Source organism: Streptomyces sp. NPDC000983 (assembly GCF_040299205.1).
GTDB lineage: Bacteria > Actinomycetota > Actinomycetes > Streptomycetales > Streptomycetaceae > Streptomyces.
Genome location: NZ_JBEPBM010000012.1, coordinates 109,342 through 123,206 on the forward strand (window position 1 = coordinate 109,342; position 13,865 = coordinate 123,206).

Genomic DNA, 13,865 nt, shown 5'->3' on the forward strand with positions numbered 1-13,865 from the left:
CATGGTGGTACGCGGGATCCTGGGGCGGAACCGTTGGGAGTACCGGGCGCCGCAGCCGCATCCGTCCGGGGCCCGTGCGCCGAAGCTGCCCGGGGAGCTGATCCCCAAGCACGTGGCGATCGTCATGGACGGCAACGGGCGCTGGGCCAAGGAGCGCGGGCTGCCCCGCACCGAGGGGCACAAGGTCGGCGCCGAGCAGGTGCTGGACGTGCTCCAGGGCGGCCTGGAGATGGGCGTCGGCGCGATCTCGCTGTACGCGTTCTCCACCGAGAACTGGAAGCGTTCGCCGGACGAGGTGCGCTTCCTGATGAACTTCAACCGCGACTTCATCCGCAAGACCAGGGACACGCTGGACGAGCTGGGGATTCGGGTGCGCTGGGTCGGGCGGATGCCCAAGCTGTGGAAGTCGGTCGCCAAGGAGCTCCAGGTCGCGCAGGAGCAGACCAAGGACAACAACAAGCTGACGCTGTACTTCTGCATGAACTACGGCGGGCGGGCCGAGATCGCGGATGCGGCGCAGGCGCTGGCCGAGGATGTGCGGGCGGGGCGGCTGGATCCGTCGAAGGTGAACGAGAAGACGTTCGCGAAGTACATGTACTACCCGGACATGCCGGACGTCGATCTGTTTCTGCGGCCCAGTGGGGAGCAGCGCACGTCCAACTATCTGTTGTGGCAGAGCGCTTACGCGGAGATGGTCTTCCAGGACGTGCTGTGGCCGGACTTCGATCGGCGTGATCTTTGGCGGGCCTGTGTGGAGTTCGCGTCTCGGGATCGGCGGTTCGGTGGGGCGATCCCGAACGAGGAACTGCTGGGCATGGAGGGGCGGTCGGAGGACTGAGCGGGGGGCGTTGGGTTGTCGTGGCGGGTGCGGCTGGGGTTTCCTCGCCCCGCCGCCCCTTCCCGTCCCGACCCCGGGGCTCCGCCCCGGACCCCGCTCCTCAAACGCCGGAGGGGCTGAATTGGCTCCGCCCCGGACCCCGCTCCTCAAACGCCGGAGGGGCTGATAAGCAGAGGGGCTGAGTTCTCAGCGGGCCGCGCAGTCTGCGCAGGTGCCGAAGATTTCTACGGTGTGGGCCACGTTCACGTAGCCGTGTTCGGCGGCGATGGCGTCCGCCCACTTCTCGACCGCGGGGCCCTCCACCTCCACGGCCTTGCCGCAGACCCGGCAGACCAGGTGGTGGTGGTGTTCGCCGGTGGAGCAGCGGCGGTAGACGGACTCGCCGTCGGAGGTGCGCAGGACGTCGACCTCGCCGGCGTCGGCGAGGGACTGCAGGGTGCGGTAGACCGTCGTCAGCCCGACCGAGTCGCCCTTGTGCTTGAGCATGTCGTGCAGCTCCTGCGCGCTGCGGAACTCGTCCACCTCGTCCAGGGCCGCCGCGACGGCGGCCCGCTGCCGGGTTGAACGGCCCTTCACGGGCGGTCCAGCGGTCGTCACGGGGTGCCTCCTCAGGTCTGCCTGCCCGGGCCATTGTGCCAGCCCGGGCGGTCGGCGGTCAGGCGCCGACCTTCCCGCCGCTGCCCCGTCCGGCCGGGATGATGCACTCGGCGGGGTCCCCGGTTCCCCGTGCCGCGGCCAGGGCCCGCGCGCGGCGCCGGGCGAGCGGCGCGGCCAGCGCGGTCAGCAGGACGAACGCGCCGATGGTCAGCAGCACGATGGTCGCGCCGGGCGGTACGTCCTGGTAGTACGAGGTCACCGTGCCGCTGATCGTCACGGTGACGCCGATGGCGACCGCGATGGCGAAGGTCGCGGCGAAGCTGCGGCTGAGCTGCTGGGCCGCGGCCACCGGGACCACCATCAGCGCCGACACCAGCAGCAGACCGACCACGCGCATGGCGACGGTGACGGTGACGGCCGCGGTGACGGCGGTGAGCAGGTTCAGGGCGCGCACCGGCAGACCGGTGACCCGCGCGAACTCCTCGTCCTGGCTGACCGCGAACAGCTGGCGGCGCAGACCGACGGTGACCAGCACCACGAAGGCGGCCAGCAGGCAGATCGCCGTGACGTCCGACTCGCTCACCGTCGACAGGGAGCCGAAGAGGTACGAGGTGAGGTTGGCGTTGGAGCCGGTCGGCGCGAGGTTGATGAACATCACGCCGCCGGCCATGCCGCCGTAGAAGAGCATGGCCAGGGCGATGTCGCCGCGGGTCCTGCCGTACCAGCGGATCAGTTCCATCAGGACCGCGCCGAGGACGGAGACCAGGGTCGCCATCCACACCGGGGACCAGGAGAGCAGGAAGCCGAGGCCGACGCCGGTCATGGCGACATGGCCGATGCCGTCGCCCATCAGGGCTTGGCGGCGCTGGACCAGGTAGATGCCGACGGCGGGGGCCGTGATGCCGACCAGGACGGCGGCGAGCAGGGCCCGCTGCATGAAGGCGTAGTCGAGGATTTCCATCAGCTGAGCAGTCCCGTGCGGATCGGTTCGGCGCCCGCGGGGGCGTGCGGGTGGACGTGGTCGTGGCCGGGCAGCGCGTGCTGGCCGACGGCCTTGGGCGGGGGTCCGTCGTGCAGGACGCAGCCGTCGCGCAGCACCACCGCGCGGTCGATCAGCGGCTCCAGCGGGCCCAGTTCGTGCAGGACGAGCAGGACGGTCGTACCGGCCGCGACCTGCTCGCGCAGGGTCGCCGCGAGGACCTCCTGGCTGGCCAGGTCGACGCCCGCCATCGGCTCGTCCATGATCAGCAGTTCGGGTTCGGCGGCGAGCGCGCGGGCGATCAGCACCCGCTGGTGCTGGCCGCCGGAGAGCGCGTCGACGGGGTCCTTCGCGCGGTCCGCCATGCCCACCAGTTCCAGCGCCCGGCCGACGGCCGCGCGGTCGGCCTTGCGGAGCAGGCCGAAGCGGGTGCGGGAGAGCCGGCCGGCGGAGACGACCTCGGTCACCGTGGCCGGGACACCGCTCGCGGCGGTGGTGCGCTGGGGCACGTAGCCGACCCGGTGCCAGTCGCGGAAGCGGCGGCGCGCGGTGCCGAAGAGGTCGATCTCGCCGGCGGTCAGCTGCACCTGGCCGATCACGGCGCGTACGGCGGTCGACTTGCCGGAGCCGTTGGCGCCGAGCAGCGCGACGACCTCACCGCGGTCCACGGTGAGGTCGATGCCGCGCAGGACGGGTCGCGAGCCCAGGTCGGCGCGGACGCCGCGCAGGGATATGACGGGCTCGCTCATACGGTCCTCCGAAGCGGTCATTTGGCGCCCAGGGCGGTCCGCAGGGCCTTGAGGTTGGCGTCCATGACCGCGATGTAGTCGTCGCCCCGGGACTTGTCGGTGATGCCTTCCAGCGGGTCGAGCACATCGGTCTTCAGGCCCGCGTCGGCGGCGAGGGTCTTGGCGGTGCTGTCGGAGACCAGCGTCTCGTAGAAGACGGTGGTGACGCCGTCCGCCTTGGCCTCGGTCTGGAGCTCCTTCATGCGCGCGGCGCTCGGCTCGCTCTCCGGGTCGATGCCGGAGATGGCCTCCTGGGTCAGGCCGTAGCGCTCGGCGAGGTAGCCGAAGGCGGAGTGGCTGGTGAAGAAGACCTTGCTGTCGGTGTCCTTCAGACCGTCCTCGAAGCGGGCGTCGAGGTCGTTCAACTCGCCGACCAGGGCGGCGGTGTTCTTCTTGTAGTCGGCCGCGTGGTCGGGGTCGGCCTTCTCGAAGGCGGCGCCGACGCCCTCGGCGATCTCGGCGTACTTCACCGGGTCGAGCCAGACGTGCGGGTCGAGGGCGTGCTCCCCCTCCTCCGCGTGCTCCTCCTCGGCGTGCTCCTCCTCGCCGGCGTGGTCGTGCTCGACGTCGCCGTGGTCCTCCAGCGTGGTCAGCGTGGCCGCGTCGATCTTGGTCTTCGCCTCGGACTGGGAGATCGCCTCGTCGACGGAGGGCTGGAGGCCCTTGAGGTAGAGGGCCGCGTCGGCCTCCTGGAGCTGCGCGGTCTGCTTGGCGCTGATCTCCAGGTCGTGCGGCTCCTGGCCGGGCTCGGTGAGACTGGTGACGTTCACATGGTCCCCGCCGATCCGCTCGGCGAGGAAGGCCATCGGGTAGAACGAGGCGACGACGTCGAACTTCTCCGTGTTGCCGGCGGCGGCGCTGCCGGAGCAGGCGGAGAGGGTGCCCAGGGCGAGGGCGGCGGCGGCCGTCACGGCCGCCGTGGATATGTGCTGTCGTCGTACGTTCATGACAGTCATTTTCAACAAATCTGGAAACCGTTGTCAACAAGCTGCCATCGGGGAACCGATTTGATACAGGGGTGGGCACCGCCGGTACCCTGAGCCATTCGCTGCCGTCCATTCGTAATGAAGAGAGCACCGTGGCCGCCGACAAGATCGACACCATCGTCAGCCTGAGCAAGCGCCGTGGCTTCGTATTCCCCTGCAGTGAGATCTACGGCGGTCAGCGCGCCGCCTGGGACTACGGGCCGCTGGGTGTCGAGCTCAAGGAGAACCTCAAGCGCCAGTGGTGGCGCTACATGGTGACCTCCCGCGAGGACGTCGTCGGTATCGACTCGTCCGTGATCCTGGCCCCCGAGGTCTGGGTCGCCTCCGGTCACGTCGCCACCTTCTCCGACCCGCTGACCGAGTGCACCTCCTGTCACAAGCGGTTCCGCGCGGACCACCTGGAGGAGGAGTACGAGGCGAAGAAGGGCCGCCTGCCGGAGAACGGCCTCGCGGACATCAACTGCCCGCACTGCGGCAACAAGGGCCAGTTCACCGAGCCCAAGCAGTTCTCCGGTCTGCTCTCCACGCACCTCGGCCCGACCCAGGACACCGGCTCGGTCGCCTACCTGCGCCCCGAGACCGCCCAGGGCATCTTCACCAACTTCGCCCAGGTGCAGACCACTTCGCGCCGCAAGCCGCCGTTCGGCATCGCGCAGATGGGCAAGTCCTTCCGCAACGAGATCACGCCCGGCAACTTCATCTTCCGCACCCGCGAGTTCGAGCAGATGGAGATGGAGTTCTTCGTCAAGCCGGGCGAGGACGAGAAGTGGCAGGAGTACTGGATGGAGCAGCGCTGGAACTGGTACACGGGCCTGGGTCTCCGTGAGGAGAACATGCGCTGGTACGAGCACCCGGCGGAGAAGCTCTCCCACTACTCCAAGCGCACCGCCGACATCGAGTACCGCTTCCAGTTCGGCGGCAACGAGTGGGGCGAGCTGGAGGGTGTCGCCAACCGCACCGACTACGACCTCGGCGCCCACTCCAAGGCCTCCGGCCAGGACCTCTCCTACTTCGACCAGGAGGCCGGCGAGCGCTGGACGCCGTACGTCATCGAGCCGGCGGCCGGTGTCGGCCGCGCGATGCTGGCGTTCCTGCTGGACGCCTACGTCGAGGACGAGGCGCCCAACGCCAAGGGCAAGCTGGAGAAGCGCACGGTGCTGCGCCTGGACCACCGCCTCGCCCCGGTGAAGGTCGCGGTGCTCCCGCTCTCCCGCAACCCCGAGCTCTCCCCGAAGGCCAAGGGCCTCGCCCAGGCGCTGCGGCAGAACTGGAACATCGAGTTCGACGACGCCGGCGCCATCGGCCGCCGCTACCGCCGCCAGGACGAGATCGGCACGCCGTTCTGCGTGACCGTCGACTTCGACACCCTGGACGACAACGCGGTCACCGTCCGCGAGCGCGACTCGATGAAGCAGGAGCGCGTCTCCCTGGACCAGATCGAGGGCTACCTGGCCACGCGTCTGATCGGCTGCTGAGCGCTCCACCAGGAGTGCCGCACCGGCCGCCGGCCGGATACAGCGCCGTCGTGGCTGATCGCGCAGTTCCCCGCGCCCCAAAGGGGCGCGGTGGAACCGCGGTCGGCCGCGGCGGCGTTCGTCATTGGTCCCCGATGCGGGTACCGGAGTGGTCCTGTCACCGGGACCGCCCTGCCGCCAGGCTCGTCCGCATGAGCATCGCGTTCCTGCTGACCACCCTCGTCGTGGTCGCCACCCCCGGTACCGGAGTCGTCTACACCCTCGCGGCCGGGCTGTCGCACGGCCGGCGGGCGAGCGTCGTCGCCGCCTTCGCCTGCGCCCTCGGCATCCTGCCCCACCTGCTGGCCACGATCACCGGGGCCGCCGCGCTGCTGCACACCAGCGCCACGGCCTTCCAGCTCCTCAAGTACGCCGGTGTCGCCTACCTCCTCTACATGGCCTGGGCCACCCTGCGGGACAAGGAGGCGATCACCGTCGACCGGACGGCCGAGCCCCTCTCCACGGGCCGCACGATCGTGCGGGGCGTCCTGATCAACCTCCTCAACCCCAAGCTGACCATGTTCTTCTTCGCCTTCCTGCCCCAGTTCGTGGACCCGCAGGGCCCGGGCGCGGTGCCCCGGATGCTGGCGCTCGGCGGGTTCTTCATGCTGGCGACCTTCGTCGTCTTCGCCGCGTACGGCGTCCTCGCCGCCTCCGTCCGCACCCATGTCACCTCCCGGCCCGGGGTGATGGCCTGGCTGCGGCGGAGCTTCGCGGGTTCGTTCGTCGCCCTCGGCGCGAAGCTGGCGTTCACCGCCAGGGGCTGACCCGTGGGTCAGGGCCCGACATGTGGGTCAGGGCCCGTCAGGTGACCGGACTGACACATGACAGCTGACAGATATTGAAATCTGTCAGCTGTCATGCCATGCTGGTTCCATGACCGCACAGACACGCACCCTCGGAACCACCGGCCCCAAGGTCTTCCCCCTCGGTCTCGGCTGCATGGGCATGTCCGCGCTGTACGGCGACGCCGATCGCGCCGAGTCCATCGCCACCGTCCACGCCGCCCTGGAGGCCGGCGTCACCCTCCTCGACACCGGCGACTTCTACGCCATGGGCCACAACGAGCTGCTGGTCGGCGAAGCCCTGCGCACCGCCCCCGCGGCCCGGCGCGAACAGGCCCTGGTCAGCGTGAAGTTCGGCGCGCTGCGCTCCCCGGACGGCGCCTGGAGCGGCTACGACGGACGGCCCGCCGCGGTGCGGAACTTCGCGGCGTACTCCCTCCAGCGCCTCGGCGTCGACCACATCGACGTCTACCGGCTCGCCCGGCTCGACCCGGACGTGCCGATCGAGGAGACCGTCGGCGCCGTCGCCGAACTCGTCGAGCAGGGCTACGTCCGCCACATCGGCCTGAGCGAGGTCGGCGCCGACACCGTGCGCCGGGCCGCCGCCACCGCGCCGATCGCCGACCTCCAGATCGAGTACTCGCTGATCTCCCGCGGCATCGAGGACGAGGTCCTGCCCACCACCCGCGAACTGGGCATCGCCGTCACCGCCTACGGCGTCCTCTCCCGCGGCCTGATCTCCGGCCACTTCACCAGCGACCGGCAGTTGGCCGCCAACGACTTCCGGGCCATGTCGCCCCGCTTCCAGGGCGACAACCTCCGCCACAACCTGGAACTCGTGGAGGCCCTGCGGAAGATCGCCGAGCAGAAGGGCGTGAGCGTCGCCCAGATCGCCATCGCCTGGGTGCTCTCCCGCGGCGAGGACATCGTGCCGCTCGTCGGCGCCCGCACCCGGCAGCGGCTGGACGAGGCCCTCGGTGCCCTCGACGTCACGCTCGACGCCGACGACCTCGCCGCGATCGAGCGGGCGGTGCCGGCCGGCTCCGCCGCGGGCGACCGCTACCCGGCGGCCCAGATGGCCCACCTCGCCACCAGGTAGCCGGGACCCGTGAGCCGGGTACGGTCTGCTCCATGGCACCGAGTTCCGAAACCCTGACCGCCGAGCGCATCCTCGAAGCCACCGAGGAGGTGCTGCGCCGCCACGGCCCGGCCAAGGCGACCGTGGTGGACGTGGCCCGCGCGCTCGGCGTCAGCCACGGCAGCGTCTACCGCCACTTCCGCACCAAGGCGGCGCTGCGCGAGGCGGTGACCAAGCGCTGGCTGGACCGTACCTCCGCCGCCCTCGCCGGGATCGCCACCGACGCCGGCCGCACCCCGGAGGACCGGCTGCGCTCCTGGCTGCTCACCCTGTTCGACGCCAAGCGGCACAAGGCCGGCGACGACCCCGAGCTGTTCGCCACGTACACCGTGCTGACCACCGAGAACAGCGAGGCGGTCGACGAGCACATCGCCGACCTCACCGGCCAGCTCGCCGGGATCGTCCGTGCCGGAGTCGAGTCGGGGGACTTCGCCTCCGCCGACCCGCTCGTCACCGCCCAGGCCCTCTTCCAGGCCACGGCCCGCTTCCACGACCCCGGCTACCACCGCGAGTGGGAACGGCCCGGCGCGCAGGGCGAGTTCGAGGCGGTGCTGGAGCTGCTGACGCGCGGGCTGCGGGCCTGAGGGCCGGTGGCCCGGGTTCAGTCGCCCTTGGTCGGCCGCCCCAGGAAGGTGGCGTCGCCGGGGTCCCGCACCTCGATCTCGTGGAAGCCGACGCGGTCGTAGAAGGCCCGGGCCCGGGTGTTGGAGGTCGCCATGACCAGGTGCACGGCCGGGACCCCGGCGTCGTACAGGGCCTGGCGGAGCGTGCGCATCAGGGCCCGGCCGTGGCCCCGGCCCTGCCACGGGGGCAGCAGGTCGATGTGCAGATGGGCCGGGTAGTCGGCGACCTCGGGCACGACCATCCGCTCGGGGCGGTGCAGCAGGTCGGCGATTACCTCGTCCGGGGTGGTGGGCGGGCCCTTCGGCGCGGGGTGGCGGTCCGCGACCGTCGGCAGCCAGCGCTCCCGGAAGTCGGCGGCGAAGCGCGGGGTGTCGGCGGTGCCGACGATGTAGCCGACGGCCCGGCCCGCTCCGTCGTCGAGCACGAAGGCCAGCTCCGGCTCCAGTTCGACGTACGGGGTGGCGAAGGCGGCCGGGAAGACGGCGGGGTCCGTGTAGTGGGGGCGGCTGTCGTCGCCGTTGTGCGCGGTGCGGACGCAGATGTCCTCGACGGCGGGAAGGTCGTCGGGTCGGTAGGGGCGTATCGCCGGTGTGCGGGTCACCCCTGCATCGTGCCGCGCTTGGGAGCGCTCCCACAAGAGGGCGGCGGCCGGTGGGGCCGGGCGGTTCCCCGGATCACGCCATGCTGGGGTCCACCGTCGCCTGGTGCTCCTCGGCGAGGTGCTCCTCGGCCTTCAGCCACGGCAGGAACTGCGCCGAGATGCGCCAGCCGCAGGTGTCGCATCTGACCGTGCGCTGCACTCCGTTCCGCCGCACCTGGACGACGTGTTCGCGTCCGTGCTGGTCCCAGCGGGTGACCTTGCTCGTGTTGATCTGCGGCACGACGCCTCCAGGGTCCCGGGAAAGCCAAGGAGGAGTGTGCAGCAAGACCAACATCGACAGGGGCTCCTTCGCGGCGAGTTGGCCAAGCTGTGCCCGGCCGCTACGCGGGGACCCGTCGTGGCTCGCGCGCCGGCGGGCGCTCCGACTCCAGGCGCCGGGCGGTGCGTTCGGCTGTGCCGCGGGCCCACGGGCCGCTGGTGAGCAGGCCCAGCACCAGGACGGCGAGCCCGCAGCCGGTGAGGACCCACCACCCCGGTCCGGCCGCCGCGGTGAAGGCGTCCCGGTACGACGAGGAGCCGACGCCGGCTGCCAGGACCGCCCCGACCACCGCGACGCCGAGGGTCTGGCCCAGTTGGCGGCTGGTGGAGGCGACGGCCGCCGCGACCCCGGCCTGCGAGCGGGGCATCCCGGAGACCGCGGTGTTGGTGATGGGCGCGTTGACGAACCCGAAGCCGACGCCGAAGAGCAGGAACCCCAGGAACAGGGTGGTGTCGGAGGTCTCCGCGTCGAGGAGCGCGAAGAGCAGGGCGCTCGCCGTCATCGCGAGCCCCGCGACCAGCAGCGGGAGCCGTGGCCCCCGGGTGCCGACCAGCCGTCCGGACAGCGGGGCGCACAGGAACGTCGGCACCGCCATCGGCAGCATCCACAGGCCCGCCTCCAGGGCGCTGAGGCCCCGCACGTTCTGCAGGTACAGCGTCGACAGGAACAGGAACCCGCCGAGCGCGGCGAACGCGCTGATCGCGATGACCGTGGCCCCACTGAACGGCGCCGAACGGAAGAAGCGCAGGTCGATGAGGGGTTCCTCGCGGCGCGGCTCGTAGCGGAGCAGGCCCGCGAGGGCCAGCAGGGCCAGCACGGCGAAGGGTGCCACCGCGGCCGGGGAGTGCGGCGCCTCGATGATCGCGTACGTCAGCGAGCCGAACAGGGTGATCACCAGCGCCTGTCCGACCGGGTCGGGGCGGCGGGCCCTCGGGGCCCGGGACTCCGGCACGTAGCGCAGGGTCAGCAGCAGCGCGGCCGCTCCCACGGGCAGGTTGACCCAGAAGATCGACCGCCAGCCGACCGAGTCCACCAGCAGCCCGCCCACCAGCGGCCCGGCGGCCATGGAGAGGCCGACCACCGCGCCCCACACCCCGATGGCGCGGGCCCGCTCGCGCGCGTCCGTGAAGGTGTTGGTGATGATCGACATGGCGACCGGGTTGAGCATCGAACCGCCCACCGCCTGCACCATGCGGAAGGCCACCAGCGCCTGGAGGTTCGGCGCGACGGAGCACAGCGCCGAGCCGATCGTGAAGATCACCAGGCCGGCCATGAAGACCCGCTTGCGGCCGATCCGGTCGGCCGTGGAGCCGGCGAGCATCAGCAGCGAGGCGAGGACCAGGGTGTAGGCGTCGATCGTCCACTGCAGGCCCGCCGTGCTCGCGTGCAGATCCCGCTGGAGGGCGGGCAGCGCCACATTGAGCACCGTGTTGTCGAGGCTCACGATCAGCAGGCTCATACAGCAGATCGCGAGCACCAGCTGGGGGCGGCGGGGGCCGGGCTCGGACATGACTTTCACCGTACACCTAGTTCGATAGTGCGCCTAACTAATGGTTCGCCTAACTAATGAACGTGGTCGGGTCGCCGCCCGTACACGGCACAATGGAGGAATGCCCACGACCGCCTCGCCCCTGCAGATCGGGCCGCACACCGTTCAGCCGCCCGTCGTCCTGGCCCCCATGGCCGGGATCACCAACGCGCCCTTCCGCACCCTGTGCCGGGAGTTCAGCGCGGGCAAGGGCCTGTTCGTCAGCGAGATGATCACGACCCGGGCGCTGGTCGAGCGCAACGACAAGACGATGCAGCTGATCCACTTCGACGCGACGGAGACGCCGCGCTCGATCCAGCTGTACGGCGTGGACCCGGTCACCGTCGGCAAGGCCGTCCGCATGATCGTGGAAGAGGACCTCGCCGACCACATCGACCTGAACTTCGGCTGCCCGGTGCCCAAGGTCACCCGCAAGGGCGGCGGCTCAGCGCTGCCGTACAAGCGGAACCTGCTGCGGGCGATCCTGCGCGAGGCGGTCTCCGGCGCCGGGGACCTCCCCGTGACGATGAAGATGCGCAAGGGCATCGACGACGACCACCTCACCTACCTCGACGCCGGCCGCATCGCCGTCGAGGAGGGCGTGACCGCCATCGCGCTGCACGGCCGCACCACCGCCCAGCACTACGGCGGCACCGCCGACTGGGAGGCCATCGCCCGGCTCAAGGAACACGTCCCGGAGATCCCGGTGCTCGGCAACGGCGACATCTGGTCCGCCGAGGACGCGCTGCGGATGGTCCGGGAGACCGGGTGCGACGGCGTCGTCGTCGGGCGCGGGTGCCTGGGCCGGCCGTGGCTGTTCGCGGATCTCGTCGCCGCGTTCGAGGGGCGGGACGACTTCCGGGCGCCCGTGCTGCGGGAGGTCGCCGACATCATGGTGCGGCACGCCACCCTGCTCGGGGAGTGGATCGGCGACGAGGCCCGCGGGGTCATCGACTTCCGCAAGCATGTCGCCTGGTACCTCAAGGGCTTCGCGGTCGGCTCCGAGATGCGCAAGCGGCTCGCGGTCACCTCGTCCCTGGACGCGCTGCGTGCGGGGCTCGACGAACTCGACCTCGACCAGGCGTGGCCGGTCGGGGCGGACGGGCCGCGGGGGCGGACGTCCGGCAACAACCGGGTGGTGCTGCCGGACGGCTGGTTGAAGGATCCCTATGACTGTGCGGGTGTGAGCGAGGACGCGGAGCTGGACACGTCCGGGGGTTAGGCCGGTCGCCCTGGTCCGTTGTTGGGTGCGGCGCCGTTGTGGCTGGTCGCGCAGTTCCTCGCGCCCCTGGGTGGGTTGGCTGGCCGTTGGTTGGGTGGGGTGCGGAGTTGTGGGGCGTTCGGGTGCGGGCCGGTGGGGGCTGGTCGCGCAGTTCCCCGCGCCCCTGGGTGGGTTGGCTCAGCCCTTGGTCGGGTGGGGTACGGAGCCGTAGGCCGTCAGGAAGCGGTCTCGGAAAGCGTTCATTTTCCAGACCGGGGCGTTGGGGGCGGGCTGTAGGCCGTCCGTCCAGTTCCAGTCGGAGATCTTCTTCAGTACCTCGGGGTCCTTGGACACCACGGACACCGGGACGTCCCGGCTGGCGCGGGTGCCGCTGACCCGGGCGATCGGCTGGTGGTCGCCCAGGAACACCAGGACGGTGTCGTCGGTGCCGTAGCGCTCCAGCCACTGGGTCAGGGCCGTCACCGAGTACTGGACCGACTTGCCGTACTCCTCGCGGGACTTGGTGGTGTCCGTGACGACGTCCTGCGGGCGGTTGCCCGCCTTCTCGATGCCCTCGAAGAGCGAACCGTCGCCCAGGTCCTCCCAGTCGACCAGCTCCGGGATCGGCGCCCAGGGCTGGTGACTCGAGGTCAGGATGATCTCCGACATCAGCGGCCTGTCGCGCTTCTTGCCGTGCACCTGGCGCTGGAACGCCTCCAGCGCATACTGGTCCGGCATCGTCGACCAGCTGAACTTCGGCCCCTGGTAGCCGAGTTGGAAGGCGTTGTAGACCTTGTCCAGGCCGTAGAAGCTCGCCTCCGGCCACGCCTTCTGGACGCCCGGCATGACGCCCACGGTGTCCCAGGCGCCGCTCTTCTGGAACGCCTTGGTCAGGGTGAGGTGGTCGCCGGAGGTGACCGTGCGATAGCGCTGCTGGTTGTCGACCCACAGCCCGGACAGGAAGGTCGAGTGCCCGAGCCAGCTGCTCCCGCCGTACGTCGCCGACGTCAGCCACCCGCTCTTCGCCCGGTACCCGGCCGCCTCCAACGCCTCCGTACGGGCGTCCAGGGTGCCGGTGACCCCGGGGGCCATGACCGGGTCCTCGATCGCGCTGCGCCCGTAGCTCTCGATGAAGGCGATGACGACGTCCTTGCCGCGCAGGTCGGGCAGGAGCTGGTCGGCGGGGGTCGCGCCGAACGTGTCCGCCTTGGCCTCCTTCGCGAACGCCGCCTCGTCCCGCAGGGTGTCCTGGACCCGGCGCGCCTGGATCGCCAGCGCCGACGCGGCCCGGTCGGAGGCGACGGGCAGCCCGGCGAACTGCAGGCCGAGCGTGGCGCAGGTGATCCAGACGGTGGCGGCGACGAGCGTGGCCTGCGCCGCCCGCTGCCGGTGCTCGGCCAGCAGACCGGCGAGCCGGACGGCGGCCAGGGCGGTGAGGACGAGGAGGAGTACGGCGAGCGTCACGGCGCCGATGGCGGCGGCCACGGTGGTGGCGTCGCCCATCGAGTCCTCCATGTACGCGCGTGCGTCGTCGAGGAGGGACCAGTCGAGGATCAGGTTGAAGCCCCGGCCCAGGTACTCGCGGAAGCCCATGTCGAGGAGGTTGAGGACGGTCAGGGCGCCCAGCGCGGTGCCTCCGACGGCCGCGGTGACGGTCCGCGCGCGGCGGGGCAGGGTGAGCAGGACGGCGGCGCCGACGATCGCCTCCGCCGGAATCCGGGTGAACCGGTCGGGGCGCAGGGCGGCCAGACTGTTCGGCAGCAGCAGCGAACCGAGCACGAGCACGGCACAGAGCCCGGTGACGGTCCAGCGGACGGCGGCGCGCACCCGGTTCCCGTGCGGGGCTTCGGCGGGGGGTGCGGTGTCGGGTTCTTCGCAGGGTGCCGCGGGCTCGGGCTTCGCGGCGGGGGCCGTGGACTCGGGATGCTCGGTGGGCACCGAGGACTCGGGATGCTCGGCGAGGGCCG

Annotated in this window: 14 protein-coding genes; 6 read left to right on the top strand and 8 right to left on the bottom strand. The window is 71.2% G+C overall.

Translation table 11 applies throughout. The features are described from left to right. The first annotated feature begins 1 nt into the window (after position 1). Positions 2–838 carry an isoprenyl transferase gene (locus ABT296_RS16370; protein ID WP_351927674.1) on the top strand — a complete coding sequence of 279 codons (837 nt, stop codon included), beginning with the start codon at positions 2–4 and terminating at the stop codon, positions 836–838. Between the two features lie 186 nt (positions 839–1,024). Here ABT296_RS16370 and ABT296_RS16375 read toward each other — a convergent pair whose 3' ends face one another. Genes ABT296_RS16375 through ABT296_RS16390 form a run of 4 tightly spaced genes read right to left on the bottom strand, consistent with a single transcriptional unit; the run spans position 1,025 to position 4,149 of the window. After that, positions 1,025–1,435 (bottom strand): Fur family transcriptional regulator, encoded by a 411-nt coding sequence (locus ABT296_RS16375; protein ID WP_351927676.1) that lies wholly within the window; start codon positions 1,433–1,435, stop codon positions 1,025–1,027. 58 nt (positions 1,436–1,493) lie between these two features. After that, a complete protein-coding gene (locus ABT296_RS16380) occupies positions 1,494–2,396 on the bottom strand; it encodes a metal ABC transporter permease (protein ID WP_351927678.1) in 903 nt (300 codons plus the stop codon). After that, entirely contained in the window at positions 2,396–3,163 is a 768-nt protein-coding gene (locus ABT296_RS16385) for a metal ABC transporter ATP-binding protein (protein WP_351927680.1), read from the bottom strand. Before ABT296_RS16385 ends, ABT296_RS16380 begins: the two co-directional genes overlap by 1 nt. A gap of 17 nt (positions 3,164–3,180) precedes the next feature. After that, positions 3,181–4,149, bottom strand: a complete 969-nt coding sequence (locus ABT296_RS16390) for a metal ABC transporter substrate-binding protein (protein WP_351927682.1) — start codon at positions 4,147–4,149, stop codon at positions 3,181–3,183. 131 nt (positions 4,150–4,280) lie between these two features. On the opposite strand from ABT296_RS16390, the gene ABT296_RS16395 reads away from it, so the two are divergent. The 4 genes from ABT296_RS16395 to ABT296_RS16410 all read left to right on the top strand — a co-directional run bounded on the left by ABT296_RS16395 (position 4,281) and on the right by ABT296_RS16410 (position 8,209). Continuing rightward, positions 4,281–5,663, top strand: coding sequence for a glycine--tRNA ligase (locus tag ABT296_RS16395; protein WP_351927685.1), 1,383 nt, complete (start codon positions 4,281–4,283; stop codon positions 5,661–5,663). A 191-nt stretch (positions 5,664–5,854) separates the two neighbouring features. Then, on the top strand, positions 5,855–6,469 hold the full coding sequence (locus ABT296_RS16400; RefSeq protein ID WP_351927687.1) for a LysE family translocator: 615 nt from the start codon (positions 5,855–5,857) through the stop codon (positions 6,467–6,469). Between the two features lie 109 nt (positions 6,470–6,578). Continuing rightward, positions 6,579–7,586 (top strand): aldo/keto reductase, encoded by a 1,008-nt coding sequence (locus ABT296_RS16405; RefSeq protein ID WP_351927689.1) that lies wholly within the window; start codon positions 6,579–6,581, stop codon positions 7,584–7,586. Between the two features lie 32 nt (positions 7,587–7,618). Then, complete coding sequence (locus ABT296_RS16410) at positions 7,619–8,209, top strand: TetR/AcrR family transcriptional regulator (RefSeq protein WP_351927691.1); 591 nt, start codon at positions 7,619–7,621, stop codon at positions 8,207–8,209. 17 nt (positions 8,210–8,226) lie between these two features. On the opposite strand, the gene ABT296_RS16415 is transcribed toward ABT296_RS16410, so the two are convergent. The 3 genes from ABT296_RS16415 to ABT296_RS16425 form a co-directional block, all read right to left on the bottom strand. Next, positions 8,227–8,850: a GNAT family N-acetyltransferase gene (locus ABT296_RS16415; RefSeq protein ID WP_351927693.1), complete on the bottom strand. Its 624-nt coding sequence runs from the start codon at positions 8,848–8,850 to the stop codon at positions 8,227–8,229. 73 nt (positions 8,851–8,923) lie between these two features. Then, a complete protein-coding gene (locus ABT296_RS16420) occupies positions 8,924–9,130 on the bottom strand; it encodes a hypothetical protein (protein WP_351927695.1) in 207 nt (68 codons plus the stop codon). 100 nt (positions 9,131–9,230) lie between these two features. After that, a complete protein-coding gene (locus ABT296_RS16425; protein WP_351927697.1) occupies positions 9,231–10,679 on the bottom strand; it encodes an MFS transporter in 1,449 nt (482 codons plus the stop codon). A 100-nt stretch (positions 10,680–10,779) separates the two neighbouring features. Between ABT296_RS16425 and dusB the strand changes: the two genes are divergently transcribed. Continuing rightward, entirely contained in the window at positions 10,780–11,919 is a 1,140-nt protein-coding gene (gene dusB, locus ABT296_RS16430) for a tRNA dihydrouridine synthase DusB (RefSeq protein WP_351927699.1), read from the top strand. Between the two features lie 177 nt (positions 11,920–12,096). Here dusB and ABT296_RS16435 read toward each other — a convergent pair whose 3' ends face one another. Then, the gene (locus ABT296_RS16435; RefSeq protein WP_502977265.1) at positions 12,097–13,836 is read right to left on the bottom strand and encodes an alkaline phosphatase family protein; all 1,740 of its coding nucleotides are present in this window, start codon (positions 13,834–13,836) and stop codon (positions 12,097–12,099) included. Between the last annotated feature and the right edge of the window lie 29 nt (positions 13,837–13,865).